A 26,628-nucleotide genomic window follows, 5' to 3' on the forward strand; every position below is an offset into this window, starting at 1 on the left:
GGCTCCTCAGGCGGTCACGACCGTCTGCTCGTCCTTCTCGTCGGCTTCGGCGTCACTCAGCGGCACACCCCGGCGTTCTTTCAACAAGAAGGTGACGGCGAGTCCGACCACGGTCACCGCCGCGAGGTAGACGGCGACGGAGTACACGGTGCCGGTGCTGGACTGCAGTGCTTCGGCGATCATGGGCGCGAAGGCGCCGCCGAGTACGGCTCCGATGGCGTAGGACAGCGCCGCACCGCTGTACCGGACGGCGGTGGGGTACAGCTCCGCGAACAGTGCGGCCTGTGGCCCGTAGGTGAGTCCGAGGCCGATGCTGTACAGGACGAGCGCAACCACGATGAGCCCCGTGTTCGCCGTGTTGAGCAGCGCGAAGAACGGGAACATCCAGGCGAGTTGGACGACGAAGCCGATGCGGTAGACACGCAGGCGACCGATCCGGTCGGACAACCGGCCGCCCGCCAGGGTGCTGGCCAGCCATCCCACGGCGGCGACCATCACACAGATGAGGATCACCGTCGGGTCCATGTCCAGATGGTTCACGGAGTAGCTCTGGACATAGCCGCCGGTGGTCATATAGCCGACGGCGTTGTTGGCGGCGAAGAGCAGGGCGCCGGCCACGACGAGCGGCCAGTGGTGTTTGAACAGGGTGGCGAGCGGGGCGCGCGACTGGTTCCCGGACTTCTTCAGCTCCCGGTAGACGGGGCTTTCCTCGACCTTGCGCCGGATGACGAACCCGGCGGCGACGAGGACCACGCTGAGCAGGAAGGGGATGCGCCAGCCCCAGGCGAGGAACTGGTCGTCCGTCGTCAGGGCGGTGACCGCGGCGAGGGCACCGTTGGCCAGGAGCAGTCCCAGCGGTGCTCCGAGCTGAGGGTAGGAACCGAACCTGCCACGCTGCCCGGGCGGCGCGTGCTCCACGGAGATCAGCGCGGCGCCGCCCCACTCCCCGCCGGCGGACAGGCCCTGGAGGATCCGCAGGAGGACCAGGATGACCGGGGCGCTCATGCCGATGGAGGCGGACGACGGTACGAGGCCGATCAGGGTGGTGGAGACGCCCATGAGCAGCAGGGTGGCGATCAGCATCGCGCGCCGGCCGAGCCGGTCGCCGAGGTGTCCGGCGAGTGCGGCTCCGACAGGCCGGAAGAAGAAGCTGATGCCGATGGTCGCGAAGGAGATGACCAGCGAGTCCTCGCCGAGACCGTCGAAGAACTGGCTGCCGAACACCAGCCCGGTGCACAGGGCGTAGATGAAGAAGTCGTACCACTCGATGGTGGTGCCCGCCATGGCGGCGAGCGCGACGGTGCGGTGCTGACTCCGGGTGCCTGATGTCTGAGCGGATGGGGACATGGGGAGTCCGATCGTCGTCGGGTCGTCGTCGGGTCGTCGGGTCGTCGTCGGCCCGGGGAGCGGGAGGGTGGGGAGGGTGTCAGACGGCGTAGTCGGGGGCGATGCGGTCGATCCTGCGGCGCAGTGCGGCGAACAGGGTCCTGCCCGCCTTCGTACGGTCGCCCATCTGGAAGGACTCCTTGGTCGAGCGCACCGCCGCCTCCCGGCTCACCGGGGTCAGCGGCTGCCCGGCCTGCTGGGCGGCGAGCTGGATCTCGCAGGCCCGTTGGAGAGTCCACAGGGTGGCGAAAGCCGCGGGGACGGTCGAACCCACCGCCAGCAGGCCGTGGTTGCGCAGGATCATCAGGTCGCGGTCACCGAGGTCGGCCACCAGGCGTGGCTTCTCCTCCGGGTCGACGGTGATGCCCTCGAAGTCGTGGTAGGCGACCATGTCGTGCAGTTGGGCGGCGTAGAAGTTGTCCGGGTCCAGGCCGTCGCGCAGACAGGCGACTCCGGTGCCGGCGGTGGTGTGGGTGTGCATGATGCAGTGCGCGTCGGGCCGGTTGGCGTGGATCACCGAGTGGATGAGCAGTCCTGCCTCGTTGACCGGCCAGTCGGAGTCCGACAGGACGTGGCCGTCGAGATCGATCTTCACCAGGTTCGAGGCGGTGACCTCGTCGTACATCAGGCCGAACGGATTGATCAGCAGATGTCCGTCCTCGCCGGGCACCCGGACGGTGATGTGGTTGAAGACCATCTCCACCCATCCGAGGTGGTGGAAGACGCGGTAGCAGGCGGCCAGTTCGAGCCGCGCCTGCCACTCCGCCTCGCTCATGCGTGCCGGTTTCGCGGTGCTGGTCGGGGTGTCCAGAACGGTCACTGCCGTGCTCCTTGATCGCTGCGTGGGCGTCGCCGGTGCGAGGCGACGGCCTCGGTGTGCAGGAGCATGGGTGCGCGACCGCTCGGGAGCCAATGTCGGGGTCGACAGTGAATCCGGTCGGGTGGTGTCCGATGCGACATCAGGCTGTCGTCGGCGGCTCCGACATGCGGGAGATCGCCGTCAGTTCGAGTGTCAGCAGCAGGCGCCGAGTCGGATCGGAGAGCGACACGTCGAAGAGTTGCTCGGCCCGGCGCAGCCGTAACCGCATCGTGTTCTGGTGGATGTGCAACTCGGCGCTGGCCGCGGCGACGTCACCGAAGTGCCGCAGATAGGTGAGGAGTGTGGCGCAGTAGTCGGTGGCGTGTTCGGCGTCGTGGGTCCGCAGGCGTTCCGCGACGCCGGTGCGCAGTTCGGCGTCCTCGCGTACGGCGCCGACGAGCCGCCGCAGCACCAACTCCGGCCGCAGGTCCTCGGAGTGGTACGAGCCGGAGCCGGCGCGCTGCTCCCGCAGGTGGTCGAGCGCTGCGTCGATGTCGCGGCGGGCCGCGACCAGGGCGGAAGTCGTCCCGACGGCGGGGGAGTCGACCGCCGTGAACGACCGGTGCAGGCTGTGCCGGACCCGGTCAAGAAGGTGGTTCAGCAGGGCACCAGGGGACACGGAGCCGGAACCGGCGCTCGGCAGCAGGACGTAGACGCGGTCGTCGAGCAGCGCCGCCGCCGGTTCGTACCCGAGGGAGCGGCCGTCGAGGACAGCCAGGTCCAGGGTCCGCAGCAGAACGGCGCGGCGGCGGGCCGCGGTGCCCGCCTCCCATGACTCCTCGCTGCCGCGCGCCCCCGCGGTCTCGGCCAGCCCGACCAGCACGGCGGGGAGCCGGACACCGCCGGGCGGGTCGCCCTGCGCCGAGCGGCCCTCCAACGCGTGGCGCAGGGCGCGGTCGCGGCTCTCCTGCTCGGCGTCGACCTGGCGGCGCAGCGCCAGCATGTGCAGCGCCGCGACCCGGGCCGCCTCCTGCAGGGTGGGCCCGCAGTCGGTCGCCGCGGCCTCGTCGGGAAACGCGACCCACAGGGAACCGAGGACGTCCTCGCCCGCCCTGATGACCACGGCCGTGCGCGGCAGATCACCGGGCCGGTTCTGGCGTACGACCGTGTCGCTCACCCATACCTCCCGGTCCAGGTGATCGGCGAGCGCGTCCTCGGGCACCCGCCTGCCCAGGATCCCGCGCCGCCGGGTCTCGTCGATGGGCTGGTCGGGCAGGTTCGAGTAGGCGACCACCACCTGCTGCGTGTCCATGATCGCGACAGCACCGCCGACGATCCCGGCGACCGCGTTGGCCAGGGAGAACAGGTCGCCGCCCGTCGCCCCACCGCCCGGGTCCGCAACCGTCTCGCGTGCGGCCAGGATGGTCGTGATCAGACGTTGCACGCGCGTCCAGGGCACCCGCGGATCGACGGCCAGGACGGGGACGCCCGTCTTGTCGACCTGCGACGACACCTCCGGTGGCGGGGGAGTGGGGCACTTGACGGCGAGTGCGCAGGACTGGTTCGCGGCCGTTCTCAGGGCCGTGCTCAACGCGACACGGTCGGCTATGTCCAGGCCGACCCCGAGCAGCAGGTGCCCGGGTGCGGCGGTTCCGAGGGCCTCCGGACAGTCCAGCAACTCCGCCCCACTGACGCGCCATTCACCCCCACCTCCGTCCGTCAGGAGGTTGATGACGCCGCCTTGCAGGGCCTCGACGAGCTGGTCGAGGGGCATCGCGGTCATGGTGACCCTCCCTTCGAGTGATGTCGGAATCTACATCACTCGATCCTCGTGGGTGTAGGTGTCGACATTGTTGTGGGCCCATGATGCGGCGCATGCTCGCTGCGAACGGCCACACCGGTCCATGGACCCATCCGACAAGGAGGTGCGACGGCGTTGTCGCATCCGCCCGCATCCCCACCGCCCCGCCGGCCACCTCGGATCACCGTCGTTGGCCCGGGAGCCGTCGGTGCCACCCTCGCCGGGGCGTTCGCCGCTTCGGGCGCGGAGGTCTCCCTGCTCGGACGGCCCGGCCCGCACCTCGACGCGATCGCCGCGCAGGGGCTCCTGCTGCGCGGCCGGAACACGGAAGTCGGCCGGGAAACGGGAGTCGGCCGGGAAATGGAAGTCGAGACCCGTCACCGCTTCCCCACGGCGTACGACGCCGGGCGGCTCCCCGTCCCGGACCTGGCCGTCGTCTGCGTCAAGAGCCTGCACCTGCTGCCGGCCGCCCGCTCCATCCGCACCTGGCTCAATCAGCACGGCACGGACGTGCTGGTCGTGGCCAACGGAGTGCCCTGGTGGCTCCCGTCCACCGTCGAACGCGCCGGGGAAGACCCGGTGCTGCGATCGGTCGACCTCGACGGGGAACTGCTGCGGCTCCTGCCCGCCGAGCGCCTGATGTCCGGTGTCGCGCACTTCAGCAGCGCGGTCGAGGGGCCGGGCCGGGTGACGCACCTCAGCGGTGACCGGCTGATCATCGGCGACCCGGCAGGCGGGATCTCCGACCGTGTCCACCGATGCGCCGCGGCCCTCTCCGCGGGCCCTGTCCGTCCGGAACCCAGCGCGGACATCCGCCGGGACGTCTGGGAGAAGCTGTTGGGCAACGTCAATCTCAACCCCGTCAGCGCCCTCACTGGTGCCACCGTCCTCGACATCCTCGACGATCCGGACGTGCGGCACGTCTGCGCCGCCATGTTCGACGAGACCGCAGCCGTCGGTACGGCACTGGGCATCGAGAGCGCCATGACGGCCGACGACCGGCTCGACATCGCCCGCAAGCTCGGCGCGTTCCGCACCTCCATGCTGCAGGACGCGGACCGGGGCCGCCCCCTCGAACTCGACGCGATCATCGGTGCCGTACGTGAACTCGCGCGCCGCACCGGTGTCCCGTCCCCCTCCCTCGACGCGATGCACGGACTGCTCGCCCTGCGCGAGCGGGTCCGCGGCCACGGCGAGACGTCCGACAGCTGAAGGAGCCCGGTGTCACATCCCTTGGGGAACCCCCCATCGAAGATCATCGCCGTCCACCTCAACTTCCGCAGCCGCGCCAAGGAGCGCGGCCGGACCCCGGCTCATCCCTCCTACTTCCTGAAGCCGCCGTCGTCATTGGCCGGGACCCAGGAAGAGATCGTCAGGCCGCGGGACTGCCGGCTCATGGGCTTCGAAGGCGAGATCGCCCTCGTCATCGGCACGCGGGCCCGACGAGTGCGGCCCGAGGACGGCTGGCGCCACGTGCGCTGGGTAACCGCGGCCAACGACGCGGGCGTGTACGACCTGCGGTACGCCGACCGCGGCTCCAACCTGCGCTCCAAAGGCGCGGACGGCTTCACCCCGATCGGTCCACGGCTGCTGGACGCCACCGAACTCGACCCCGGCGCACTGCGGTTGCGGACCTGGGTCAACGGTGAGCCCGCTCAGGACGACACGACCGACACCCTTCTCTTCCCGTTCGGCGAGCTGGTCGCGGACCTGTCCCGGCTTCTCACCCTGGAACCCGGCGATGTGATCCTCACCGGCACCCCGGCCGGCGCCTCGGTCGTCCAGCCGGGAGACGTGGTCGAAGTCGAGGTCAGCGACGGCCAGTTGAGCACCGGAGTGTTGCGCAACCCGGTCGCCGACGCCGATCACGACCTGGAGCCGTGGGGCGCGCGGCCCAGGGCGGACCGGGCAGAGGAGGAGGCGGCGTACGGAACCTCGTACACCCCGGAGCGGCTGCTGGACGACGGCCTCGCCGCCGGTCTCCGCTCGGTGGCCGTGGCGACGATCAGCGCGCAGTTGCGGAGGCGCGGTCTGCCGCACATGTCGGTCGACGCGGTACACCCCGCCACGCCCGGCACCCGCATGGTGGGCGTCGCGCACACCCTGCGCTATCTGCCCCTGCGCGAGGACCTGTTCGAGAAGTACGGCACCGGCATGAACGCCCAGAAGCGGGCGATCGAGGAGCTCCGGCCCGGACATGTGCTGGTGATGGACGCCCGGCGGGACACCTCCGCCGGAACCCTCGGCGACATCCTCGCCCTGCGCGCCCAGCAGCTCGGTGCGGCCGGGATCGTGACCGACGGAGGGCTGCGGGACAGCGTGGCCGTCGCCGCGCTCGGACTGCCCGTGTTCCACGGCGGAGCCCACCCGTCGGTGCTCGGCCGCCGCCACGTCCCCTGGGACACCGGTGTGCCGGTCGCCTGCGGCGGGGCGTTCGTCCAGCCCGGCGACCTGATCGTGGGCGACGACGACGGCGTGGTCGTCGTACCCCCCGACCTCGCCACCGAGTTGGTCGCCGACTGCCGGGAGCAGGAGAGGCAGGAGCGGTTCGTCATCGAGCAGGTGCGGGCCGGGGCGAGCGTCGACGGGTTGTACCCGCTCGGTCCGGCATGGCGTGAGCGGTACCGCACCTGGTGTGCCAAGAACGAGGCCGAGAACACCGCGAAGAACGACATCGAAGGAGATCAGGCGTGAAGTTCCGCAGCGACCCGTCCACCATCCGGGGTTCGATCGCCCCGGTCGTCACCCCCTTCACCGCCGAAGGGGCGGTGGACCACGACAGCCTGGCCGGGTTGATCCGCTTCCAGTTGGAGTCGGGATCGCACGGCATCTCGCTGGGCGGTTCGACCGGGGAGCCGAGCGCGCAGAGCGTCACCGAGCGGATCGCCGGGATGCGTACGGCGGTCGAGGTGATCGCCGACCGTGTGCCGTTCCTTCCCGGCACCGGCTCGCACAAGCTCGACGAGACCCTCGAACTGACCACTGCCGCACGGGAGTTGGGGGCGGACGCGGCGCTCGTCATCACCCCGTACTACGCACGGCCCACCCAGGAGGCCCTCTACCAGTGGTACGCGACGGTGGCCCGGGAGTTCCCGGACCTGCCGATCGTCGCCTACAACGTGCCCTCGCGCACGGCCGTGGACATCGCGCCGGAGACGGTCAAGCGGCTGTTCAGCGACTTCGAGAACTTCGTCGGTGTGAAGGAGACGACCAAGGACTTCGAGCACTTCTCCCGCGTGCTGCACGCCTGCGGACGCTCGCTGCTGGTGTGGTCCGGCATCGAACTGCTGTGTCTGCCCCTGCTGGCGCTCGGCGGCACCGGCTTCGTCTCCGCCGTGGCCAACCTGGCCCCGACCGCGGTGGCACGGATGTACGAGCTGTGGGAGGCAGGCGAATTCGAGGCCGCCCGCGACCTGCACTACCGGCTGCACCCGCTGGTCGACCTGCTGTTCGTGGAGACCAACCCGGTACCGGCCAAATGGGTCCTCGCCCGGCAGGGCCGCATCGCCTCCGCCCATGTCCGCCCGCCGCTGACGACGCCCACCGAGGCGGGCCTGACGAGGATCCGCGCGCTGTTGGCCGAGGGCGGCGACCTGACCGCACAGATCGGAGCATGACCATGAGCGCCGAGAACAGCATCGACAACATGCCGCCCGTCATCCCGCACTGGATCGGCGGCGAACCGGTCGACAGCGCCGACGGGCGGACGTTCCCCGTGGCCGATCCGGTGTCCAACACGCCCTACTCCCGGGCCGCGCGCGGCGGGGCGGCCGACGTCGAACGGGCAGTGGCCGCCGCGCGGTCCGCCTTTCCCGCCTGGTCGTCTCTGGGCAGCCGGGAGCGAGCCGACGTGCTGGTCAGGATCGCGGACGCGGTCGAGGCCCGCCACGAGCGGCTGGCGTCCTTCGAGTCGTACGACACCGGGCTCCCCATCACCCAGGCCCGCGGCCAGGCCCGACGCGCCGCCGAGAACTTCCGCTACTTCGCCGACGTGATCGTCGCCCTCGGTGAGGAGGCCTTCCGACAGGGTGACGAGCAGTTCAGTTACGTGGTGCGAGAGCCGGTCGGCGTGGCCGGACTGATCACACCGTGGAACACCCCCTTCATGCTGGAGAGCTGGAAACTGGCCCCGGCCCTGGCCTCCGGCTGCACGCTGGTCCTCAAGCCGGCCGAGTGGACCCCGCTGTCGGCCTCGCTGTGGCCGGAGATCTTCGCCGAGGCGGGCGTCCCTGCGGGCGTGGTGAACATCGTGCACGGCATCGGAGAGGAGGCCGGTCAGGCCCTGGTCGACCACCCGGACGTACCGCTGATCTCCTTCACCGGCTCCACCGACACCGGCCGCCACATCATCCGCGCCGGCGCCCAGCACCTGAAGACCACCTCGATGGAGCTGGGCGGCAAGTCCCCGGCCGTGGTCTTCGCGGACGCCGACCTCGAAGCCGCCCTCGACTCGGTCGTCTTCGGGGTGTTCTCCCTCAACGGCGAACGCTGCACCGCCGGTTCACGGGTCCTTGTGCAGCGTCCGGTGTACGAGGAGTTCACCCGCCGGCTGGCGGAGCGGGCGGACGCCGTCCGTGTCGGGCCGCCCTCCGACCCCGCCACCGAGGTGGGCGCACTGGTCCACCCCGAGCACTACGCACGCGTCCTGAACTACGTCGAGATCGGCAGGAAGGAGGCACGCCTCGTCGCCGGCGGCACCCGGCCCACGTATCTGGCGGACGGCAACTACCTTCAGCCGACCGTCTTCGTGGACGTCGAGCGGGATGCCCGCATCTTCCAGGAGGAGATCTTCGGCCCGGTCGTCGCCGTCGCGCCCTTCGACGACGAGTCCGAGGCCGTTGAGCTGGCCAACGCCACCCAGTTCGGTCTCGCCGCCTACATCTGGACCTCGGACCTCAAGCGCGGCCACCGTATCGCCCACGCCGTCGAGTCCGGCATGGTCTGGATCAACTCCCACAACGTACGGGACCTGCGCACGCCCTTCGGTGGGGTCAAGGCCTCCGGCGTAGGCCGCGAAGGCGGCGCTCACAGCATCGACTTCTACACCGAGTCGAAGATCGTCCATGTAGCCCTCGGTGACGTGCACACCCCCCGCTTCGGAGTCGCCCGATGACCACCGCGCACCCGGATGCCCCGGACGTCGTCCGCTCCGCCTACGCCCAGCTGGCCGTCACCGACCTCGCCGCGTCCCGCTGGTTCTGGGTCGACATGCTCGGTTTCCACATCCAGTACGAGGACGCCGGCACCCTGTGCTTGCGCGGTACCGACGAGTTGACCCACCACTCCCTGGTCCTGCGCAGGGGCGAGCTCGCGGCCCTCGACCACATCGCCTACCGCGTCCGCACCCCCGAGGGCGTCGACAGGGCGGAGAGGTTCTTCCGCCAACTCGGCTGCCCGGTACGGCGCATCCCGAAGGGGGAGGGCACGCCCGGTGTCGGCGACGCCGTCCGCGTCATCGACCCGCTCGGCTTCCCCGTCGAGTTCTTCCACGACATCGAGCACGCCGAGCGGTTGATCCAGCGCTACGACCTGCGCCACGGCGCCGAGGTCGCCCGCCTGGACCACTTCAACATCTGCACGCCCGACATCCCCGCCGCCTACGCCCACTACAAGTCCCTGGGATTCGGGTGTTCGGAGACCATCGAGGGGGACGAACACGAGCTGTACGCGGCCTGGATGTACCGCAAACAGACCGTCCACGACGTCGCTTTCACCTGCGGCGCCGGGCCCCGCCTCCACCACCTCGGCATCGCCACCCACGAATCCCACCAAGTCCTGCGCTGCGCCGATCTGTTCGGCTCGATCCGCAAGGAACACCACATCGAACGCGGTCCGGGACGGCACGGCGTCTCCAACGCCTTCTACCTCTACCTGCGCGATCCCGACGGCCATCGGGTCGAGATCTACACCTCCGACTACTACACCGGCGACCCCGACCACGAGACGTACCGCTGGAACGTCCACGACGACCGCCGCCGCGACTTCTGGGGCAACGCCGTCATCGAGTCCTGGTACAAGGAGGCCACCCCTGTCCTCAGCCTCGACGGGAGCGCACAGCTCGTCTCCGACGCCCTATTGGACGAGTCCGCCGTGCAGGTCGGCGCCGACGGCCTCGGCTGACCCGCCGACGTCCGGGAGCGTTGGGCTCCAGGTGGAGGCAGAGTCGAGGCGTGGTGTCGGCCTTGCCCAGCGCCGGTAGGCGCCGGACATGCGGTCTCCGGCCACCACCACCGCTTGATCACCGGGATGCCCAGCGGCTTCGACACAAGTGGAGGCAGCCGGGCCGCGCACCTTGCGTGGTGCCGCGGCCCGCTCACTTCCCCGGACGCGTCAGCGGGGCTCGCGGACCAAGGCGACTCCTCCCGGTGGGACGGTGACGGTCCCGGTGACCGGTGTGCCGGTGAGGAGTTCGAGGCCTTCGGCGGGTGCTTCGGCGCCCTTTCCGGTGTGGTTGACGAGGAACAGGTAGTCGGCCACCGTGCCGCGGCGCCTGACGACCTCGATCCCAGCGGGTGCCTGGTGTTCCGGTGTGACGTCGGCGTCCTGGCGGACGCGGTGGAGCAGGACGGCGAGCGTGTCCTGGTCGGGGTGGGTGGCCACATACCAGGCGGTGGTGTCGCCGTGTCGGTGGCGAGTGACGGCGGGGTGGCCCGCAAGGGGGCCCTCGGCGTAGGCGGCGACGGCCTGCACGCCCGTGAGCCGAATGCGTTCCGACTACAGGTCGGCCGCAGCGCCCGACGCCACGTCGCCGGTCAGGCCCATTGTCGCTTCCGGCAGCAGGGGGGAAGGGCTCGTCGGTGACCACGGCGAGGACATCGCGGAACGCGCCGGGGTAGCCGCCAAGGTACACATGGGCGTTCTCGTCGACCATGCCGCTGTGGAAGCCGACGGCAGGCGTGCCCCCGCGTTCGGCGAACCGGGCGAGGTTCGCCGAGGCTGCCTCTGGGTGGGACTTGGCCAAGGGCAAGACCTGCGGCCTGCCGGTTCGTGGGCGTGTCCAAGACGACCCTCTACCGACGCTGGCCGACCAAGCAGGAACTGTTCATCGACGCCGTACGCCGCCGGGTGGACTTCTCCTTCGCCGTGTCCGACCAGGGCAGTTTCCGCGCCGACGTTCTGGAAGCGCTGCGGCTGGTCAGTACTGGCTCAAGCGGGACGGCGCCATGCTGCGCAACCTCGTGGACGCGGGCCGTCATGACGCGGACCTGCGCGAAGCGACCTAACGGCAGCTGGGGGAGTTCTGCCTGCTGGTCGAGCATGGAGGTGCGGGTCACCCCGGGGTGACGGTGTTGACGCGTACGCCCTGGGGTCGAAGGCTGCCGCAAGCCCTCAACATCACCAGCGGACGCGGCAACGAGCCCACGACGTCGCGGCCCTGATCGCGTTCCTCCTCTCCGACGTCGCCGGCAACATCGTCGGCGCCGAATACGTCATCGACAGCGGCATGCTCAAGGCTCTCCGACCTTCCCGCCGGGAAGGCGTATCGCATCGCGTCCGCGCTGACCCGCACGGACCGAGCGTGACTCCAGCACCCGATCGCCGCCGCCCACGCCAGTTCGCGGGTCCGAGTGCGAGGTCGCGGCCACGGGTGCCGCCGTCGACGTGATCCAAGGTGGAGCCCTCCCGACCGCGGCCGACGCAGTCGCCCCTCCTCGGGTCCAAGACGGTGTTGTAGACGGCTTGCAACGTGGTCCGAGAGATCCCGGCTCCTTCCGCGGTCTGCCGTTCGCCGGCGTGATGCGGCGGGCTACCCGCGATTCAGCGAAGGCCAGGTGTGGCCGCGGCGCGCGTCCGTCCCTGCTCTCCGCGCCAAGGCGTGGTCTCGATGCGGTCGCGTACCGGGAGCCCAGCCCCCGGTGGTGGCGACCGCTTGCCTCTGCAACCTGTCCTGCAGGTCACAGCCCCATCGACCCTCCCGCGCCGTGCCCCCGCCTGAGCATCCCCGGCCCGGCCAACCCACCTGCACGCCCATCTCGGCGGCAAGGGACCGGCGCCTACCAGGCGAAGGGCATCGTGACCGAGGACCGCACTGACCGGCATCAGCGGCGGATCTTCGCCTTTCGTGCCGTGATCAGTGGCTGTCAAGGTCAAGGGCCGTCTCCGCACCCACATCGCCATGGCCCGCGCACGGACCGCCAACCGCCCTGTCGGCAGACTCCGCCATGGTGTTGACGCGTACTGCGGCCAAATCCGCCGCCCTCAGGCGGTGTCCGGGCCTGCTTGTGAGAGGCGGACCATGGCGCGGTAGAGGGCGGTGGGTGCTGGGGCTTCGGGCATCGGGGGGATCGGTGCGCCGGGCGTGGCGTAGGAGCGGATCATGTGGCCGACGAGGCGGCGCCAGGTGTCGGGGGCGGCGTCGCCGGTGGCGGTGACGACGCCGGCGTTGGCGATGAGCAGGATGACGACGTCCTGGGGTGTGAAGTCCTCGCGCAGGTGCCCGGTGTTCTTGGCGCGGGTGATGAGTTCGAGCAGCCGGTTGTACGCCTCGGCGCGGCGGGCCTCCAGCGCCTTGGCGGCGGGGAAGGTCATGGTCAGGACGTCGGCGAAGCCGCGGTCGGCGGCCTGCATGGCGCAGACGGCGTGGATGTAGCCGGTGAAGCCGCGCCAGGGGTCGGGGTCGGCGAGTGCCTCGGCGACGGCATCGACGTAGGCGTCCATGCGGTCGGCGAAGACCGCGTTGACGAGTTCCTCCCGGCTGGCGAAGCGCCGGCCGAGCGTGGCTTTGCCGACGCCTGCCTCGCGGGCGACGGAGGCCATGGAGACGCCGAGTCCTTCGGTGGCGTAGAGGCGGCGGGCGGCGGCCAGGATGCGGCAGCGGTTGCGTTCGGCGTCGGCGCGCAATCCTGTGCCGGGCTGCAGGCACGGCGTCTGGTCGGAAGGTGGCGAGGTCACCCACCCACTCTACCCAAGTGGAACGTGCGGCCCGTTTCCTGTTGTACGGTGGGCGACAGGAAAGTGGGACGCCTGGCCCACTTACTTGGAAGGGTGTTGTCATGCGTGCTGTCGCGCTCGAATCCGTCCCCTCGGCCCCTGCCGTGACCGATGTGGACACTCCTCGCCCGCAGGCCGGGGAACTGCTGGTCAAGGTGGCCGCTGCCTCGCTGAACGGCATCGACATCGCCACCGCCGCCGGCTACACGCAGGCGTTCATGGAGCACCGGTTCCCGCTGGTCCTCGGCCAGGACTTCGCGGGCACCGTCGAGGCGCTCGGTGAGGGCGTGGACGGCTTCGCGGTCGGCGACGAGGTCTTCGGTGTTGTGCTGAAGCCGTACCTGGGCGCCGGTTCGCTGGCGCAGTACGTCACCGTGCCCGCCGGACACGGCGTCGCCCGCATCCCCGAGGGCCTGACGGTGGGGGACGCGGGCGCGCTGGCAGTGGCCGGGGCCACTGCCCTGATGAGCCTGGACGCGGTGGCCCTGGCCGAGGGCGAGACGCTGCTGATCTCCGGGGCCGCCGGCGGGGTGGGTTCGCTCGCGGTGCAGCTCGCCGCCGCCCGGGGCGCGAAGGTGATCGCGACCGCCCGCCCCGGCGCACAGACCGACTTCGTCACCGGCCTGACCAGCACGGAGATCCACGTGGTCGACTTCACCGCTGACCTGGAGGGACAGGTCCGCGCGATCGCCCCGGAGGGTGTGGACGCGGTGCTGCACCTGGCGGGCGACGGCGCGGCGCTGGCTGCTCTGCTGCGGCCGGGCGGACACCTTGCCTCCGCCACCGGCCTGAGCCAGGACGACGTCAAGGTGCAGGACGTCACCGTCCACACGATCATGGCCACCCCTGGTCCGAATACCCTGACCTTGCTGGCCGAGCAGGTTGCCTCGGGTGCCCTGCGCGTGCCGGTCACGGCCACTTACCCGCTGGAGCAGGCCACGGAGGCGTTCGCCGCCTTCGGCGCCAGCACCCCGGGCAAGATCGCCGTCTCCTGCTCCTGACACACGTCCAACGGAAGAGAATCCACCGTGCCCGCTATCGCCGTCGTCGGCGCGGTCCCGGTATGGGCCTGGCCATCGCCCGTTGGCGTTTGAGGAGGCTCGTAGTCCGCCGGGACTTGGGACAACGCCGCTATCCGTTCGCGCATCTTCGCCGCGACGTCCTCGTAGAAGGGATCTGGGCGGTGAGGTTGTCGATGACGAAGCCGGCTGCATCAATCGCCCGAACCGTCTCGCGGTCGGCACGCAAGCTGTTGGCGTGGCCTCGATCGCGGGCAGGTACAGGGTCTGGACGGTGGAACCCGCAGCCTGAGCACTGGAAGCGGATGGGGCATGCGTGTCCGTCGGCCTCGACGTTGGTCGGTTCGGTGCAGCCGCCGAACGGCACGGCCACCGACCGTTGTTCGTAGGCGGTCGACGAGCAGAGTGTCGCGGGTTCCCCGGGCGGTCAGGCTGAGTGTTTTGACCGCCTTGCGCTCGCGTTCCAGTGAGACTAACGGTGACGTCGGATACTGGAAGTGTCTGAATGCCTGGCTCAGCCCAGTGTGTGACGGGGGGTGTCTCCAAGCCCGGTGTTCATGCTCCGCGCCTGGACAGCTAGCACGATCGGAGTGGGCTCACCGACCTCGGCGAACCTCTCGAATGTCAGGCCCGCAGCGAGGAACGCGTGCATCAGCTCGGGCAGCGGCTGGTGGGCGGCGCCGACCTTGTCGCGCACGCCCCCGTCTGTCCAGGACGCCTTTGTCCAGTTGCTGTCGAGGTAGCCCGGATGGATCACCACCGCATTGGGATTGAGGCGGTCGGCGAAGCCGCCGCAGAAGCAGGGATGGACACCGATGTGCACGAACACACCGCCGGGGCGCAATACCCGGGCCACCTCTCGCAGTACCGTCGGATAGTCGGGCATGTCGGTGTGGACCATGATGGCGATGACGGCTGGCACGGAGCCGTCCCGAACCGGCAGCCGCTCGGCATCGGCCAGCGCGATGGGTAGGCGGCCCCGGGCATGCCGCAGCATCCCGGCGGACAGGTCAACGCCGACAGGTGTCCACCCCAGTTCCCGGACGCCCGCGGCGTGAACGCCGGTGCCGCAACCGATCTCCAGACAGGCGCCGCTGCCCGCACCGAGGAGATCATGCAGGACGTGGCCAAGGCTTAGGGGATTGCCGTCCGCTTTCGCAGCGCCCGCTCGCTGCCCGCCGAGGAACTCTTCCTCGTACCAGTCTGCGATCTCGTCGTATGCCGCTCTCAGTGCCATGGGCTCCTCCTCGTTCTGAAGCATCGACCCGCGATGCCTCAGAGTCTTCCCAGGGAGGGCTGCTGGGTGCACGGTTTCACGGTCGGCGTAGTTGGGCAAGGCAACCGACTCAAGGTCGCTGACCTGTGATTACCGTCGGCTGACTTCGGCGGCATAGGCGGCCCGGTCACCTGCGGAGAGCCGTTGCCAGGCGACCGCGACGTCGGTGTGGATGCCCAGGGTGCGGGCGGGATCGCGGCGGGGATCTCGATGGCGACATGGAAGAGCGCGGTGCTGCGGGCCTGGTTGCACCGGATCCCGAGCGGCTTCAGTCGGCTGCGTCAGCTGTGTGGTGCTGAACGGCCGTCCGGGCTGGCCGCCGGGGAACAGCCATGGAGACGGGGCAAGGGCGCCGATGGTTGCGTGGCCCTTGCGGTTCGCCACGACGGTGCGGGCCAGCTGGGCGACGGGCTCGGGCAGGTGGACTGGAGAATCGCCGATATGGAGACGTACTTCCTGGGCGCCGACTCCGAGGTCTTCGGTGGTCAACCGGTGGACTGCCGATGGTCCTTGGGCGTAGAGGAGGAGAAGCAGTACTGCGAGGCGGTCTTCGGGTATGAGGGTGTCGTCGTGCAGGAGCCGGGCGGGCGGCCTTCCAGCAGTGCTCGTCGTCGAGCGGCTGGCTGGGCCGTTCCAGTGGTCTGCTGCTCGGCAGGTACGACGACGGGCGTCGCGCTGGTGGAACCCGAGCTGGTGGTGGACGTCGGCCTCCTCGCTGTGCGTCCGGGTCTCCGAAGAGGTGTTGCCGCAGAGCAGCGTTGAGGACGCAGCCATGGTGGGCTGCCATCTATTTGGTCGCAGATGAAGACGGGCTGCTCGACGACTGGCTGCTAAGCAGGTGAGGTGTGGAGCCCTCGACCCAAGGTGTGCTTCGCTCCAACTGCCAGTGGCGACGCGCCTGCATACGTTGATCAGTTCTTGACCGCGTTCAAGTCACGCAACTGTGAGGCGTCTATCTTGTCGTTGTTCCGGCTAGAGCTGGCCGAGGAGGCTCTGCGGGCGTTTCTGCTCAGCCAGGATGTCGTCTACGTCGGCGGCGGCACAGCGACGGCTTCGCTGCTCCGGGTGGGCCGGCTGCGGAGACGGTGGGGCCGGCGGCGTCGTATGCGCCGCTGTCTCGCCGGGTCCCCGGGGCCGCGTCGCAGGTGCAGCAGACACAGGGGGCGCCGTTGGCCGGGCCCGATGGCGACGACTGTTCCGGACCGAGGAGTGCAAGAAGGGCCTGGGCAGCAGTAAGGCGTTCTATGTGAAGTCGCGGTTCGCCGTGTCAACGGGGCGTCATTCCTGCGGACTTGGGTCCGCAACAACCAGCCGGTCGGCGAGAGCATTTCAACGTCCGGGTGGTCGGCACGATCGCCAAGAACAGCCGCACCATCAGCTTTCAGTACTACTTCACCGACTTCGTCACGACCGGCACGACCGGCGCGGCTGCGATGCCGATCACGACGAAGGGCAACATCCCGCAGAGCTGGCCCAGCGCCTATGAGGGGGCCGCGGAAATCTACTATGGCCCGGAGGCGCAGAAGTTCAACTTCTCCGCGTAGCCGATCGCGAAGGCTGACAACCAGGCAGGCGGGCTCATCCTGAAGAGCTTCTACGCCAAGAAACCGCATCATCGGCAGGCTGGATGACGGTTTCATCGTGAAGTTCGTCGGCTGGTCCGGCACGGGTTGCGGCGTGCTCAAAAGCCGCGGAACATCCCGTCGTCGTCGATGGCGTCGGCGAACTCCTCGAAGTCCATGTTCGCGCCCGAGAGGTTGTTCTCGATGCTCCACAACTCTGCTGCTACCACACGGACACAACGCGGACGCTCAGCCTGCAAGTCCATCACGAGGAGCGGCCGTTCAGTCGAGGTGAAAGCTGAAGAGTCCGCCAGGACCAGAAGTGGATGCTGATACTCCGAGGGTTCAGGTCGAGGGCCCGGTCGGGTGTCAAGCCCTCGTACCTCCGGTCATCGACGAGTGCGACGTTGGCCAAGAACCCGTCCTGGCTGGGAGAGAACAGCGCCTCCCGTAACTCCTCCCAAGCACCGTCTGCCGAGAAGTCAGTGCGCACAACGAGGGCTTCGAAGGTGACGGGGAACTGATTCATACGCGGACAGTACCGCCAACCCGGTGAACCAATCCGGCCACAGCCTAGGGGTGTGGAAGTGGGCTTGCCCCGGTGTTCCCAGTGCCGGAAGAAGCGTTGTACTCCGGCTGCGGGTCCGCCGGTTCACCTGTCAGAACGCCGCGTGCGGACGGCGGACCTTCGTGGAGCAGATACCTGGCCTGCCCCGCCGGCACGGTCGTCAGCGAACTGAGCGGCTGCGCTCCACGATGGCCCCGGTGGGGCTCGCCCTGGCGGGCCGTGCCGGTGCCCGCCTGGCTCGCGTCTTCGGGGTGTCGACCAGCCGCAGCACGGTCCTGCGGCTGGTCGACGCGCTTCCCGAGCCGCAGCCTCCTGCTCGGCGGGTGGCCGGCGTCGATGAGTACGCCACCTGCAGGGGCCGCCACTACGGCACGGTCACCGCTGGAGCGAGGGCCACACGAATGCCTGGCAGCTGTGGGAAGAGATCGACTAGCTCGGCTACAAGGGCAGCTACCAGACCGTTCGCGCCTACCTCTACAAGAAGCGCACGTCACCGCGGCCGGCGAGGGCGTGGCCGCCCTCGCCACAGGCCGTCGCCGGCTGGATCCTCAGCCGCCCCGAAGCATTCGCCGAGACGAGCAACTCCAGCTCAAGACCGTCTGGGACCACTGCTTCGAACTGGACGCCCTCGCCCGCACGTCCGCTCGTTCGTGACCATAGATGTTCGGCCGCGCGGGCTTCGCCCTCCTACGAAAACGAGTCCTGCTCGCGCCATGACGCGGGCTGTCTGCTCAGAGGCCGAGCAGCACAGGGCCGGCTGGAACACCAGAGGTGATCAATGCCGTCAAAGGGGTCGCAAGATCGCGGGGGGAAAACAGGTCTGGACCGTCATAACTGGCGACTTCCTGCGGGTGCCACCACTCCAGTCCGCTGATGTTCTCCGCGGCGAGTTCGTCGTCGGACAGCGTCCCGCGCGGGTTGAACCCCGCTGTCCGCACAAGGAAGTAGTCATTGACGACGCCGTCGTAGCCCGATGCGTGCCCAGGCGCCACCACTTCCTGGTGCCACACGTGCGGGGGATCGGTACTCAGCGCGAGGCCCACCTCTTCCCGCAGTTCGCGACGTAGTGCGGCAAGTGGCGTCTCGTCCTGTTCGATTCCTCCGCCCGGAGCTGCCCACACCACCGTTCCCACTGGCTTCGGAATTGCGAACCGACAGAGAAGTATGCGGTCGTTCTCGTCGAGGATGATCGCGCGCACTGAGTGACGCAGGTTCACGGATGGCATTGGGGCACACTAACCGCCTGGGGCAAGGGTGATGTGATCGAACAGGCGGGCCGACTCAGTAACTTTCCGTCACCGCCCATGAAACCTGAGCCAGTTTTCTGCCGGTCCCGGAGGGCGCTGAGGAACGCCCGCGGTCGGCCGAGACTGCCTGAGGGCAACTTCGGGTTCCCGAAGGCGTCCTGGGGTGGTGCGAGGCCGTCACCTGGCCTGGCCGCTCTGCACACGGCGTGGTTTCCAGGGTGGCCTCAGACGAGTCCGCGCTCGGCGAGGCTGCGGCCGGTTTCCTCGATCGTGTCGGGGATCGAGTGGAGCGGGCGGGCCAGGAGCGCCTCGGCGGGGCCGTGGTCGAAGCGCTGCGCCGAGCCGATGAGCCACCGGTTGTCGCGCAGCTGAGGTTCGAACACGCTCGCGACCCAGGTGAGCCATGTCGGCATCGCCCGTGGGGGGATCTTCCCGCTCGCCTCGGGAAGCCTCTCGCGGAGAACCGCGGCGACGTCGATGAGCGAGGACGGGTCGGTCGCGACGATCGTGCGATGTGCGCCCGCCGTTGCGGAGGTCATGGCCTCGATGTGCGCGTCGGCGACGTCTCGCACGTGTACCCACGGGAGTCGCAGGTCTGGGACCATCGGCAGCGCGCCGGCCATGATCTGCTGGATCGCCGAGACCGAGGTTCCGGGGTCGTCGGAGAGGAGGGGCCCGATGACCGCGCCCGGGTTGATGACGGCGAGCCGGTCGGGCACGCCGCGTCGGTCGGCGATGTCCCACGCCGCGCGCTCGGCCCGGACCTTCGAAGTTGCGTAGGCACCGAGTCCGCGGCGGCCGACCGGGGTCCAGTCGGATGCCGTGAAGACGTGATTTCTGCGCGCCGGGGCGTACTGCACCGCCGCGAGAGACGAGGTGACGACCACGCGCTCCACGCCTGCATCGAGCGCCGTGTCGATTGCCCGCGTCGTGCCCTGCACGGCGGGGCGGATCAAGTCCTCCGGGTCTTTCGGCTTCGTCGTGACGAAGGGGGAAGCGACATGCAGAACGAACCGGCAGCCCGCGGCTGCGGCGGCCCATCCCTCATCCGACAGCAGATCGAGCTGCAGGATCTCCAACAACGTGTCGTCTGCGCCTGCCTCTGCCATCGCAGCGCGCACCTCGGCGGCGCGGGCCGGAGACCGCACTGACCCGCGGACCGCGTACCCGCGCCGAAGAAGCTCTGCCGCTGTGTGACCACCGATGAACCCCGAGACACCCGTGACAAGAACCGTGTCTGTCATATCTATCCCAGCGATCGCCTTATCTTGACAGTGAGCAGTTTACGAGAGGTCTGCTCACTGTCAAGATATGGACTGATGACGACCGAAGAACCAAGGGCCGGCGACCGTTACCACCACGGCAATCTGCGCGCGGCGCTGCTCGACAGCGCGCTGGAAGTGCTGTCCGAGAGCGGTGTCGCCGGGTTCAGCATGCGCGAGGCCGCGCGGCGGGCGGGAGTGTCGCAGTCCGCTCCCAAGCACCACTTCGGCGACGCGCGCGGGCTGCTCGGCGCGCTCGCCACGCGCGCCTACGGCCGGCTCTGCGACCGGCTGGAGGCGGTGGAGGTCGGCGGGCGCGATGTGCGCGAGCGGGTCGCGGCGCTCTCGGCCGAATATGTTGCGTTCGCCCGGGACAACCGTGCGCTGTTCGACCTCATGTGGCGCATGACCCAGTTCGACTTCAACGACCCAGACCTGGTCGAGCAGAAACACCGGGCACTCCGCGCCCTGGACCGTGGCCTGCGCGGCCAGGATGCACAGCTACCGGACAGTGCGGACCCCGCACTGGTACCGAGCTACGCAGTGTGGTCCCTCGTGCACGGCTATACAAGCCTCGCACTGGAGGGCGCCATCGACGAAGACACCCCAGATCCGTTGACGAACGACTTGCTCCCCGCGATGCTGCGGCTCCTCGACCTGTCCCCGACCGACCGTGACCAGAAGACCGTCACAGCTAAGCCTTGATCCACCGGACAACTGCCGTTGGATGCCTTGGAAATGAAGGCACAGATACCCTCCGATCTGGGATGACGGGACTTCCCGCCGTTCCACCGGCGCCTCCGTCACTATGCCTGTCACCGTGCGCGATCTCCGGCCCCAGGATGCCAGCGTGCACCTGGTCCGGCTCGGCCACCCACCTGCGCCACGTGGAGCGAGAGCTGGCGCGAGCTGCGTCGGGTGAGGTGGCTACCTGGCTGTATGCACTCCTGTGGATCTGCCGGTGGCGATCGGCGGCATCGAATAACCGGGGATTCCGAGGGAGCCGGAACCCTGTGGCAGCTCGCCGTGCTGCAGGCGCTGCAGGGCTGCGGCTTGGGAACGCTGCTCGTCCGCGCTGCCGAACACGGATCCGGCACCGCGGGCTGCGCAGGGCCGAACTCGCTGTGGAGGAGGACAACCTCCGGGCGCGAGCCGTACGAGCGCCTGGGCTACGTCGCACACGGCCGCGAACCGGAAGCCTGGAACAGGGAAGGGCCCGACGGGTCGATCCATCGCGGCTCGGTTCCGGCCCCAGGCCTTCCACTTGCCGCAGAGAGGACTGACCGTGACCTCGGACCACGACTTGATGTGGCGTCGCGGTGTGTCGGAGTTTCGAGATGCACCGAGAGCCGGTAGGCAAGCGGATCACCGCAGCGGTGGTACTCGCTGATGACTCAGTCGGAGACGAGGCCGGCCGCGAGGTCGGATGAGAACGCGGCGCGCGTCATGCCGAAAGTGCCTGACGCTGTCGAGGATCTTGGCTTCCGCTCTGTACGTGCACTGCGAGTACTGGGGAAATTGGTGGAGGGCCCGCGCCGGGCGGGCTGGCCCTCGGTCCCACGTGTCCTACTCGCTCTGGGGAGTCGACCGTGACCTCCGATCACGAGATGCTGTGGCGTCGTTGCGCGCACCTGGGAAGGCTCCTGCTGCCGGTGGTGGACGAGGAGGAATGGCGCCGGGCCCGTCGTCACGAGCGCCTGGGCACCTGGGGTATCGACATCGCGGAAGGCGAGCGACTGATCGAGGTTTTCGCGGCCCTGGCCGCCCATGCCGTCGCGGTCGATACTTCCGTGTCTGCCGCAGAACTTGATGTCCTGACCCTGAGCGCGGTGGCTGACGCCGCGACCGGTAAACGCGACTTCGAGCTGCTCGCCGGGCTCCCGGACACCTTCGCCGACGGCCGCGACGAACTGGCTGTCAAGGTCTTCCGGCTGTACACCTACAGAGGCGGGCAGTACAGCCGCCGGCTTTCCCAGCTGAGCGCAGAAGTGCACCGTGCGCTGAACGTTCTCGCTGAACGCTCGCGAATGCCGTCCCCCAAGTGCGGGTACGTCTTCTTCTGGGCAGCTGCAGCAGGCCTGTCCAGTGGCCTTGGAGATTTGACGAACTGACGGTGAGTGCTGCTCCTCCGCCAAGAAGGGCTCTGGCAGGGTCCGGGGCAAGTTGGGGGAGTATCACCTTGAGAAGGATCACCTCAGCCTGCGGGGGTGAGTGGCGAGGCACCCGCTCGCCGTACGGTCACCTATGTCCTACTCGACTGTGTTGGGTGTCAGGGGAGGAATGTTGGGTCACTGCGGCGAGGTCGGTCAGGGTCTGCTTCCCTGCGGTGTCGACGGTCAACATGTGGCCGGTTTTCATGCTTACCCCCTGAGGTTTTCGTTGATGCGAAGGTCACCGTCTCTGCGGGATCAGGCGTGGACCGCATCGAGTAGGCGCGGCCTTCGCCGGCAGGGAGTCACACCGGGTCCGGCAGGTCCATGAGCGCGAGTTCGGCCGGGTCGACCAAGGCGGTGATCTCGGTGATGTGGCCGCCGGTGACGGTGAAGGCGAGGAGGGAGAGCGGGGCGCCGTCCTTGCTCCAGGAGATGACGCCGGGTCGGCCGTTGACGGTCGCCGCATGGCCTCGCGCCGCGCTGCCGGCCACTCGTGCGCGGGTGGCGACTTCGGTGGCTCCGAGCGTGACGAGCGTGCCGTTCGGGGTGTGGACGGTGAACTTCACTTCCGGGTGGAGGACCTGCAGCAGCTGCTCGAACTGACCGTCGCGGGCCGCGGCCAGGAAGGCTTGGACCACCTCGCGTTGTTGTCGTCCGGCGATTGCCGGCTGCTGGGCGGCTTGTACCTTCCTGCGGGCGCGGCTGGCGAGCATTTTGCTCGCGTCGGCGGATTTGCCGAGAATGGTGCCGATCTCGCCGAAGGGCACGGCGAACACGTCGTGCAGCACGAACGCCAGCCGTTCGTCAGGTCGCAGCGAGTCGAGGACCGTGAGCAGCGCGAGGCTGACGGAGTCCCCGAGTGCCACAAGGTCTTCCGGAGCGGGAGCGTCGTCGAGCGTCACGGTGAACTCGGGGAGCTGGTCGTCGAGGGACACTTCTGGGCGGGCCCGGCCCGACCGCAGGACATCGAGGCTGATGCGGCCGACCACGGTGGTCAGCCAGCCGCCGAGGTTGTCGATGGTGTCGGTGTCCTGGCGGGACAGACGCAACCACGCCTCTTGGACCACGTCTTCCGCGTCGGCGTGTGATCCGAGCACGCGGTAGGCGACGGCTCGGAGCCGGGCACGGTGGGACTCGAAGGCATCGGCGATCGGGTTTGCGGGATGAGTGCCGGCCATGTTGTTACCTCCCTGGAAGCTGCTCCGTCATGGGGATGACGCGCATAGGCGCCGCAACGTAACCCGATGAAGGAGAGCACTCCCCATGGAAAACCGGCTCAAGAACAAGAACACGAACAACCGCGATGTGTGGACCGCGATCCAGCACCTCCAGAAGGCGATCGCCACCGGGGGCGTCGACCCGAAGCTGCTGGCGCTGGTCCACCTGCGCGCCAGCCAGATCAACAGCTGCTCGGCGTGCGTCTACGCCAGTGTCGCCGGCGGGAAGAAGGCCGGTGACACCGACGAGCGGCTGCACAACGTCGCAGCGTGGCGCGCAGCACCGTTCTACACCGATGCGGAGCGCGCGGCACTGGCGCTGGCCGAGGCCGCCACTCGGTTGCAGGATGGTGCGCAGGGCGTCACCGACGAGATCTGGGAAGAGGTCAACGCCCATTTCACTGAGGAGCAGATCGGCGCGATCAACCTGGAGATCGCGCTGACCAACTTCTTCAACCGGATCAACCGCACCATCCAGGAACCGGCCGGCAGGACCTGGGGCTGAGCCCAGAGTGGCTTGTACCCGCTGAGGCTTCCCCAGCGAAATGATCTCCGGGTGGGCCACGGGGCCGGGCAAGCGTGAAGCCCCTGGTAGGACTGGTCTGCCAAGATCGTGCCCGCTCGAACCAGAGGCTTCACGTTGGTCACCCATGCTGCCGCGCTCGACGTCCCACGCCACATCGTGGAGTTCCTCGCCCGACTGCCGGCCGCTCACCGGCGCGGGATCGGCACGCCGAAGGGCTCTCGCGCCCTGGATCCGTTCCGTCAGGCGGTACTGGTGCTGCGGTGGTTCCGAGAACGCGGCTGCGTGCACTGCCTGGCCCGGGACGCAGGGATCTCGCAGGCCACTGGTTACCGCTACCTCCGTGAAGGCATCGGCGTACTGGCCGCCCAAGCTCCTGATCTGCACGAGGTGTTGGACCTTTGCCGCGCCGAGGGGATGACACACGCGGTGCTGACGGCACGGTGAGTGCTTGTGACCGGCTGGCCGGGGTCCGGGAGAACGGCAACGACCTGTGGTTCTCCCAGAAGCACCAGAGCTTCGGCGGCAACATTGAGTTCCTGGTCGCGCCGGGCGGTACCCCCTTGTGAGTCTCCGACGTCGAGCCGGGTTCCACTCCGGACATCACCGCGGCCCGTATCCACCCACGGCCCCGGGCCGGTGCTCGCACTCCACGCTTCGTACGCCGCCCCAAAGGCCGCTCCGAGACCACCCTGGACCGAGGAACCCGCGCCACGAATGCGATGATCAGGCGCGTTCGGGCGCGCGGCGAGCGGACCGCGGCGGAACTGACGGAACGCTGGCGAATCCTCAAGCACGTCACACTCGGTCCCAGCAGAATCGGCGACATAGCCCGCGCCGCACTCGTCCTCAACGGGCACTGGAAGTGATCTTCACTGAGACTAGGCCCATGCCGCTGGTGTCGCCGGTGATGAGGACGGTCTTGTCGGTGAAACGGTTCATACCAGTGCTCCTGTCAGGGTGCGCGTGAGGTGGTCACTGAGGTGGGGCAGCCAGTCGGGCCGCGCGTTACCGAGGAGGTGGTCGCCGTGTGGGACGGACAGGTAGCTACCGCGCGGTGCCAGGCGGGCCAGGGGCTCGCCGTTCGTCACGCCGGGGATGACGTCCTGGCCGCCGTCCACGACCAGCAGCGGGGCCGCGATGCGCGGCGCCAGGGCGGCGAGGTCCACGTGCCGTACGAACTCGCGGGCGGCGTCGGCTCCTCCGGTGCGCTGGGTCATGATGTCCCTTACAGGCTGGGGGAGTTCCTCCCAGTCGAGGCGGAAGGGGCCGCTGACGGTGGCGACGGCCGCCACGCGTGGCTCCAGCGCCGCGGCCCGGGCCGCGAAATAGCCGCCCAGACTCAGTCCGACGAGCCCGATGCGGGCGAGCCCGAGGGCGTCGATGACCCGGCCTACGACCCGCTCGTAGTCCGGGACGAAGGCCGTAGTGGCCGCGAGCACGCCCTGTCCGGAGCCGTCCATCGCGAACACCGCGAGACCCCTGGCCAGCAGCGCAGACACCAGGTCGAGGAATTCCTCCTTGGCCGAGTCCAGGCCGGGGACCACGACCACGGTCCCCGGCGCGTCGGCGGGGCCACGCAGCCAGCCGGTGAATCCCTCGCCGCTCACCCGCCGCGCACCGGGCTCCAGCACGGTGAGCGCCCGGCTTAACGCGTGATCCGCCTCAGCGGCGGCCCGCGGTGTTTCCGCGTACGGTGCCAAGGTGGCCAGGTGGAACCACCGGGCCGCCATCAGCAGGTATTCACCCACCGAGAGGGGTGAGCTCGCGTGCTCCGCGCGCTGGAGGTAGCTGTGCCCGGTGCGCAGGAAGGACGGGCCCCACTCGGTGACGGAGGTGAGGTTGGCGGTGACGCGCTGGTATTCGTGCGGGTCCACGCCCGCACCGGTGGCGCGTGTCCACTGGGCGGCGGCGAACTCGGTGGCGTTCATCGTGCCCCTCCGGTCAGCAGGACGGCCTTGCCGCGTATCCGGCGCTCCCGTAGGTCGACCAAGGTGTCGGCGGTCTGTGCCCAGTTGGTGATGCGGCCGATTTCCGGGTGCAGCCGGCCCTGTGCCACGAGGCGCACCAGTGCCGAGAGGTCGGAGTCGTACGGCGCGCCGGCGTAGTGGAAGTGCTGGATCGTGACTCGCTCAGGCCCGCCGAGAAGCTGGAAGAAGTCGAGGGTCACCGGAGTACGGCTCGCCTGACCGAACCAGACGAGTGTGCCGCCCGGGCACACCTTCGACAGGGCGAGGGGCAGATCCGGCCCGCCCGTGGACTCCAGCACGACATCGAACGGCCCCTGGGCCGCCGCGACCTCGTGGACCACCTTCGCGCCCAGCTCCGCGAGCCGCTCGCCGCGTTCCGGAGTGGCCGTCACCGCGGTCAGTTCGGCTCCCGCGCCGACGGCCAGCTCCGTGACGTAGTGGCCGACGCCGCCTGAGGCGCCGGTCAGCAGCACCCGCCGGCCGGTCAGCGAGCCGGCCGTACGCAGCAGCCGCAGGGCAGTGATCCCGGCCAGCGGCAGGGCCGCCGCCCGTACGCTGTCGACGCTGTCGGGGAGCACCGCGAGCGAGTGCGTGGGCACGGCGGCGTACTCGGCCCAGCCGCCCTGCGCCGGGTGCCCGACCACGCGGGTGCCGATGTCGGGGCCGGATCCGTCGGCTGCCGCCTGTACGACGAGCCCCGCGACGTCCTTGCCGGGCAGCAGCTCCGGCCGGGGGTGTTCGAGGAGGAACGTCTCGCCCCTGTTCGGGGCGAACGCCTCGACCTTGATCAGTACCTCACAGGGCTCCGGCTCGGCCTGTGGGACCTCGGCGAAGGTGACCGGGCACGCCGCTTCTCCCGTGGGAATCAGTCTCTGCATGAGGAGGATGCAACCTCCGCGGCCGCCCCGCGATCC

24 protein-coding genes and 4 pseudogenes are annotated in these 26,628 nt (G+C 69.3%); 15 read left to right on the plus strand and 13 right to left on the minus strand.

From position 1 onward, the window contains the following. Positions 1-6 precede the first annotated feature (6 nt). From ABZ027_RS31485 to ABZ027_RS31495, 3 genes are all read right to left on the minus strand, one after another. Complete coding sequence (locus tag ABZ027_RS31485) at positions 7-1,347, minus strand: MFS transporter (protein ID WP_356774197.1); 1,341 nt, start codon at positions 1,345-1,347, stop codon at positions 7-9. Between the two features lie 79 nt (positions 1,348-1,426). Beyond that, on the minus strand, positions 1,427-2,206 hold the full coding sequence (locus tag ABZ027_RS31490) for a class II aldolase/adducin family protein (RefSeq protein WP_356774199.1): 780 nt from the start codon (positions 2,204-2,206) through the stop codon (positions 1,427-1,429). A gap of 139 nt (positions 2,207-2,345) precedes the next feature. Beyond that, positions 2,346-3,968 carry a helix-turn-helix domain-containing protein gene (locus ABZ027_RS31495; RefSeq protein ID WP_356774201.1) on the minus strand — a complete coding sequence of 541 codons (1,623 nt, stop codon included), beginning with the start codon at positions 3,966-3,968 and terminating at the stop codon, positions 2,346-2,348. Between the two features lie 153 nt (positions 3,969-4,121). Here ABZ027_RS31495 and ABZ027_RS31500 point away from each other — a divergent pair, with 153 nt between their 5' ends. The 5 genes from ABZ027_RS31500 to hpaD are packed head-to-tail and all read left to right on the plus strand — an operon-like array spanning position 4,122 to position 10,106. Then, positions 4,122-5,198, plus strand: a complete 1,077-nt coding sequence (locus ABZ027_RS31500) for a 2-dehydropantoate 2-reductase (RefSeq protein ID WP_356774203.1) — start codon at positions 4,122-4,124, stop codon at positions 5,196-5,198. A gap of 21 nt (positions 5,199-5,219) precedes the next feature. Then, positions 5,220-6,680, plus strand: coding sequence for a fumarylacetoacetate hydrolase family protein (locus ABZ027_RS31505; protein WP_356774205.1), 1,461 nt, complete (start codon positions 5,220-5,222; stop codon positions 6,678-6,680). After that, a complete protein-coding gene (dapA, locus tag ABZ027_RS31510) occupies positions 6,677-7,603 on the plus strand; it encodes a 4-hydroxy-tetrahydrodipicolinate synthase (RefSeq protein ID WP_356774207.1) in 927 nt (308 codons plus the stop codon). The genes ABZ027_RS31505 and dapA overlap by 4 nt, the downstream gene beginning before the upstream one ends. Continuing rightward, positions 7,600-9,099, plus strand: coding sequence for a 5-carboxymethyl-2-hydroxymuconate semialdehyde dehydrogenase (gene hpaE / locus ABZ027_RS31515; RefSeq protein WP_356774209.1), 1,500 nt, complete (start codon positions 7,600-7,602; stop codon positions 9,097-9,099). The genes dapA and hpaE overlap by 4 nt, the downstream gene beginning before the upstream one ends. Then, positions 9,096-10,106, plus strand: a complete 1,011-nt coding sequence (gene hpaD / locus ABZ027_RS31520) for a 3,4-dihydroxyphenylacetate 2,3-dioxygenase (RefSeq protein WP_356774211.1) — start codon at positions 9,096-9,098, stop codon at positions 10,104-10,106. The genes hpaE and hpaD overlap by 4 nt, the downstream gene beginning before the upstream one ends. A gap of 210 nt (positions 10,107-10,316) precedes the next feature. Here the strand turns inward: hpaD and ABZ027_RS31525 are convergent, their stop codons facing one another. Together ABZ027_RS31525 and ABZ027_RS31530 are read right to left on the minus strand one after the other, a co-directional pair. Continuing rightward, entirely contained in the window at positions 10,317-10,676 is a 360-nt protein-coding gene (locus ABZ027_RS31525) for a Beta-galactosidase C-terminal domain (protein WP_356774213.1), read from the minus strand. 160 nt (positions 10,677-10,836) lie between these two features. Then, positions 10,837-10,953, minus strand: a pseudogene (locus tag ABZ027_RS31530) (hypothetical protein); the annotation flags it as partial. A 26-nt stretch (positions 10,954-10,979) separates the two neighbouring features. Here ABZ027_RS31530 and ABZ027_RS31535 point away from each other — a divergent pair. After that, a complete protein-coding gene (locus ABZ027_RS31535) occupies positions 10,980-11,270 on the plus strand; it encodes a TetR/AcrR family transcriptional regulator (protein WP_356774215.1) in 291 nt (96 codons plus the stop codon). A 915-nt stretch (positions 11,271-12,185) separates the two neighbouring features. Here ABZ027_RS31535 and ABZ027_RS31540 read toward each other — a convergent pair. Beyond that, positions 12,186-12,878: a helix-turn-helix domain-containing protein gene (locus ABZ027_RS31540; protein WP_356774217.1), complete on the minus strand. Its 693-nt coding sequence runs from the start codon at positions 12,876-12,878 to the stop codon at positions 12,186-12,188. 101 nt (positions 12,879-12,979) lie between these two features. Here ABZ027_RS31540 and ABZ027_RS31545 point away from each other — a divergent pair, with 101 nt between their 5' ends. Then, a complete protein-coding gene (locus ABZ027_RS31545) occupies positions 12,980-13,918 on the plus strand; it encodes an NADP-dependent oxidoreductase (protein WP_356774219.1) in 939 nt (312 codons plus the stop codon). Between the two features lie 532 nt (positions 13,919-14,450). Here the strand turns inward: ABZ027_RS31545 and ABZ027_RS31550 are convergent. Continuing rightward, positions 14,451-15,173, minus strand: a complete 723-nt coding sequence (locus ABZ027_RS31550) for a class I SAM-dependent methyltransferase (RefSeq protein WP_356774221.1) — start codon at positions 15,171-15,173, stop codon at positions 14,451-14,453. Positions 15,174-15,356: 183 nt separating this feature from the next. Between ABZ027_RS31550 and ABZ027_RS31555 the strand changes: the two genes are divergently transcribed. From ABZ027_RS31555 to ABZ027_RS31565, 3 genes and pseudogenes are all read left to right on the plus strand, one after another. Then, the gene (locus ABZ027_RS31555) at positions 15,357-15,974 is read left to right on the plus strand and encodes a hypothetical protein (protein ID WP_356774223.1); all 618 of its coding nucleotides are present in this window, start codon (positions 15,357-15,359) and stop codon (positions 15,972-15,974) included. Further along, positions 15,971-16,286 (plus strand): annotated as a pseudogene (locus tag ABZ027_RS31560) (Type 1 glutamine amidotransferase-like domain-containing protein); the annotation flags it as partial. The gene ABZ027_RS31555 and the pseudogene ABZ027_RS31560, both read left to right, overlap by 4 nt. Before the next feature lie 266 nt (positions 16,287-16,552). Beyond that, positions 16,553-16,756 carry a hypothetical protein gene (locus ABZ027_RS31565; protein WP_356774225.1) on the plus strand — a complete coding sequence of 68 codons (204 nt, stop codon included), beginning with the start codon at positions 16,553-16,555 and terminating at the stop codon, positions 16,754-16,756. A 283-nt stretch (positions 16,757-17,039) separates the two neighbouring features. On the opposite strand, the gene ABZ027_RS31570 is transcribed toward ABZ027_RS31565, so the two are convergent. The 3 genes from ABZ027_RS31570 to ABZ027_RS31580 all read right to left on the minus strand — a co-directional run bounded on the left by ABZ027_RS31570 (position 17,040) and on the right by ABZ027_RS31580 (position 19,833). Then, positions 17,040-17,303 carry a hypothetical protein gene (locus ABZ027_RS31570; protein ID WP_356774227.1) on the minus strand — a complete coding sequence of 88 codons (264 nt, stop codon included), beginning with the start codon at positions 17,301-17,303 and terminating at the stop codon, positions 17,040-17,042. Positions 17,304-18,073: 770 nt separating this feature from the next. Beyond that, on the minus strand, positions 18,074-18,568 hold the full coding sequence (locus tag ABZ027_RS31575) for an NUDIX domain-containing protein (protein WP_356774229.1): 495 nt from the start codon (positions 18,566-18,568) through the stop codon (positions 18,074-18,076). A 245-nt stretch (positions 18,569-18,813) separates the two neighbouring features. Further along, complete coding sequence (locus ABZ027_RS31580; protein ID WP_356774230.1) at positions 18,814-19,833, minus strand: NAD-dependent epimerase/dehydratase family protein; 1,020 nt, start codon at positions 19,831-19,833, stop codon at positions 18,814-18,816. Between the two features lie 75 nt (positions 19,834-19,908). Here ABZ027_RS31580 and ABZ027_RS31585 point away from each other — a divergent pair, with 75 nt between their 5' ends. From ABZ027_RS31585 to ABZ027_RS31595, 3 genes and pseudogenes are all read left to right on the plus strand, one after another. Then, entirely contained in the window at positions 19,909-20,556 is a 648-nt protein-coding gene (locus tag ABZ027_RS31585) for a TetR/AcrR family transcriptional regulator (protein WP_356774232.1), read from the plus strand. 103 nt (positions 20,557-20,659) lie between these two features. After that, positions 20,660-21,087: pseudogene (locus ABZ027_RS31590) on the plus strand (GNAT family N-acetyltransferase); the annotation flags it as partial. 353 nt (positions 21,088-21,440) lie between these two features. Beyond that, entirely contained in the window at positions 21,441-21,962 is a 522-nt protein-coding gene (locus tag ABZ027_RS31595) for a hypothetical protein (RefSeq protein ID WP_356774234.1), read from the plus strand. Positions 21,963-22,306: 344 nt separating this feature from the next. On the opposite strand, the gene ABZ027_RS31600 is transcribed toward ABZ027_RS31595, so the two are convergent. Continuing rightward, complete coding sequence (locus ABZ027_RS31600) at positions 22,307-23,182, minus strand: sigma-70 family RNA polymerase sigma factor (protein WP_356774236.1); 876 nt, start codon at positions 23,180-23,182, stop codon at positions 22,307-22,309. Positions 23,183-23,267: 85 nt separating this feature from the next. On the opposite strand from ABZ027_RS31600, the gene ABZ027_RS31605 reads away from it, so the two are divergent. Next, positions 23,268-23,726, plus strand: coding sequence for a carboxymuconolactone decarboxylase family protein (locus ABZ027_RS31605; protein WP_356774238.1), 459 nt, complete (start codon positions 23,268-23,270; stop codon positions 23,724-23,726). 135 nt (positions 23,727-23,861) lie between these two features. After that, positions 23,862-24,613 (plus strand): annotated as a pseudogene (locus tag ABZ027_RS31610) (transposase family protein). 69 nt (positions 24,614-24,682) lie between these two features. On the opposite strand, the gene ABZ027_RS31615 reads toward ABZ027_RS31610, so the two are convergent. Then, positions 24,683-25,675: an alpha/beta fold hydrolase gene (locus tag ABZ027_RS31615; protein WP_356774240.1), complete on the minus strand. Its 993-nt coding sequence runs from the start codon at positions 25,673-25,675 to the stop codon at positions 24,683-24,685. Continuing rightward, a complete protein-coding gene (locus tag ABZ027_RS31620; protein WP_356774242.1) occupies positions 25,672-26,592 on the minus strand; it encodes a zinc-binding dehydrogenase in 921 nt (306 codons plus the stop codon). The genes ABZ027_RS31615 and ABZ027_RS31620 overlap by 4 nt, the downstream gene beginning before the upstream one ends. Positions 26,593-26,628 lie beyond the last annotated feature (36 nt).

The sequence above is a fragment of the Streptomyces sp. NPDC006332 genome, from assembly GCF_040612855.1.
Taxonomy (GTDB): Bacteria; Actinomycetota; Actinomycetes; order Streptomycetales; family Streptomycetaceae; genus Streptomyces.

What these genes read in the sequence shown, in the direction of transcription:
- ABZ027_RS31495 (WP_356774201.1), bottom strand. Translation starts at nt 3,968, where the DNA reads ATGACCGCGATGCCCCTCGACCAGCTCGTCGAGGCCCTGCAAGGCGGC.
- ABZ027_RS31485 (WP_356774197.1), bottom strand. Translation starts at nt 1,347, where the DNA reads ATGTCCCCATCCGCTCAGACATCAGGCACCCGGAGTCAGCACCGCACC.
- ABZ027_RS31615 (WP_356774240.1), bottom strand. Translation starts at nt 25,675, where the DNA reads ATGAACGCCACCGAGTTCGCCGCCGCCCAGTGGACACGCGCCACCGGT.
- hpaD (WP_356774211.1), top strand. Translation starts at nt 9,096, where the DNA reads ATGACCACCGCGCACCCGGATGCCCCGGACGTCGTCCGCTCCGCCTAC.
- ABZ027_RS31575 (WP_356774229.1), bottom strand. Translation starts at nt 18,568, where the DNA reads ATGCCATCCGTGAACCTGCGTCACTCAGTGCGCGCGATCATCCTCGAC.
- ABZ027_RS31545 (WP_356774219.1), top strand. Translation starts at nt 12,980, where the DNA reads ATGCGTGCTGTCGCGCTCGAATCCGTCCCCTCGGCCCCTGCCGTGACC.
- ABZ027_RS31605 (WP_356774238.1), top strand. Translation starts at nt 23,268, where the DNA reads ATGGAAAACCGGCTCAAGAACAAGAACACGAACAACCGCGATGTGTGG.
- ABZ027_RS31585 (WP_356774232.1), top strand. Translation starts at nt 19,909, where the DNA reads ATGACGACCGAAGAACCAAGGGCCGGCGACCGTTACCACCACGGCAAT.
- ABZ027_RS31550 (WP_356774221.1), bottom strand. Translation starts at nt 15,173, where the DNA reads ATGGCACTGAGAGCGGCATACGACGAGATCGCAGACTGGTACGAGGAA.
- hpaE (WP_356774209.1), top strand. Translation starts at nt 7,600, where the DNA reads ATGACCATGAGCGCCGAGAACAGCATCGACAACATGCCGCCCGTCATC.
- ABZ027_RS31570 (WP_356774227.1), bottom strand. Translation starts at nt 17,303, where the DNA reads ATGAATCAGTTCCCCGTCACCTTCGAAGCCCTCGTTGTGCGCACTGAC.
- ABZ027_RS31600 (WP_356774236.1), bottom strand. Translation starts at nt 23,182, where the DNA reads ATGGCCGGCACTCATCCCGCAAACCCGATCGCCGATGCCTTCGAGTCC.
- ABZ027_RS31620 (WP_356774242.1), bottom strand. Translation starts at nt 26,592, where the DNA reads ATGCAGAGACTGATTCCCACGGGAGAAGCGGCGTGCCCGGTCACCTTC.
- ABZ027_RS31580 (WP_356774230.1), bottom strand. Translation starts at nt 19,833, where the DNA reads ATGACAGACACGGTTCTTGTCACGGGTGTCTCGGGGTTCATCGGTGGT.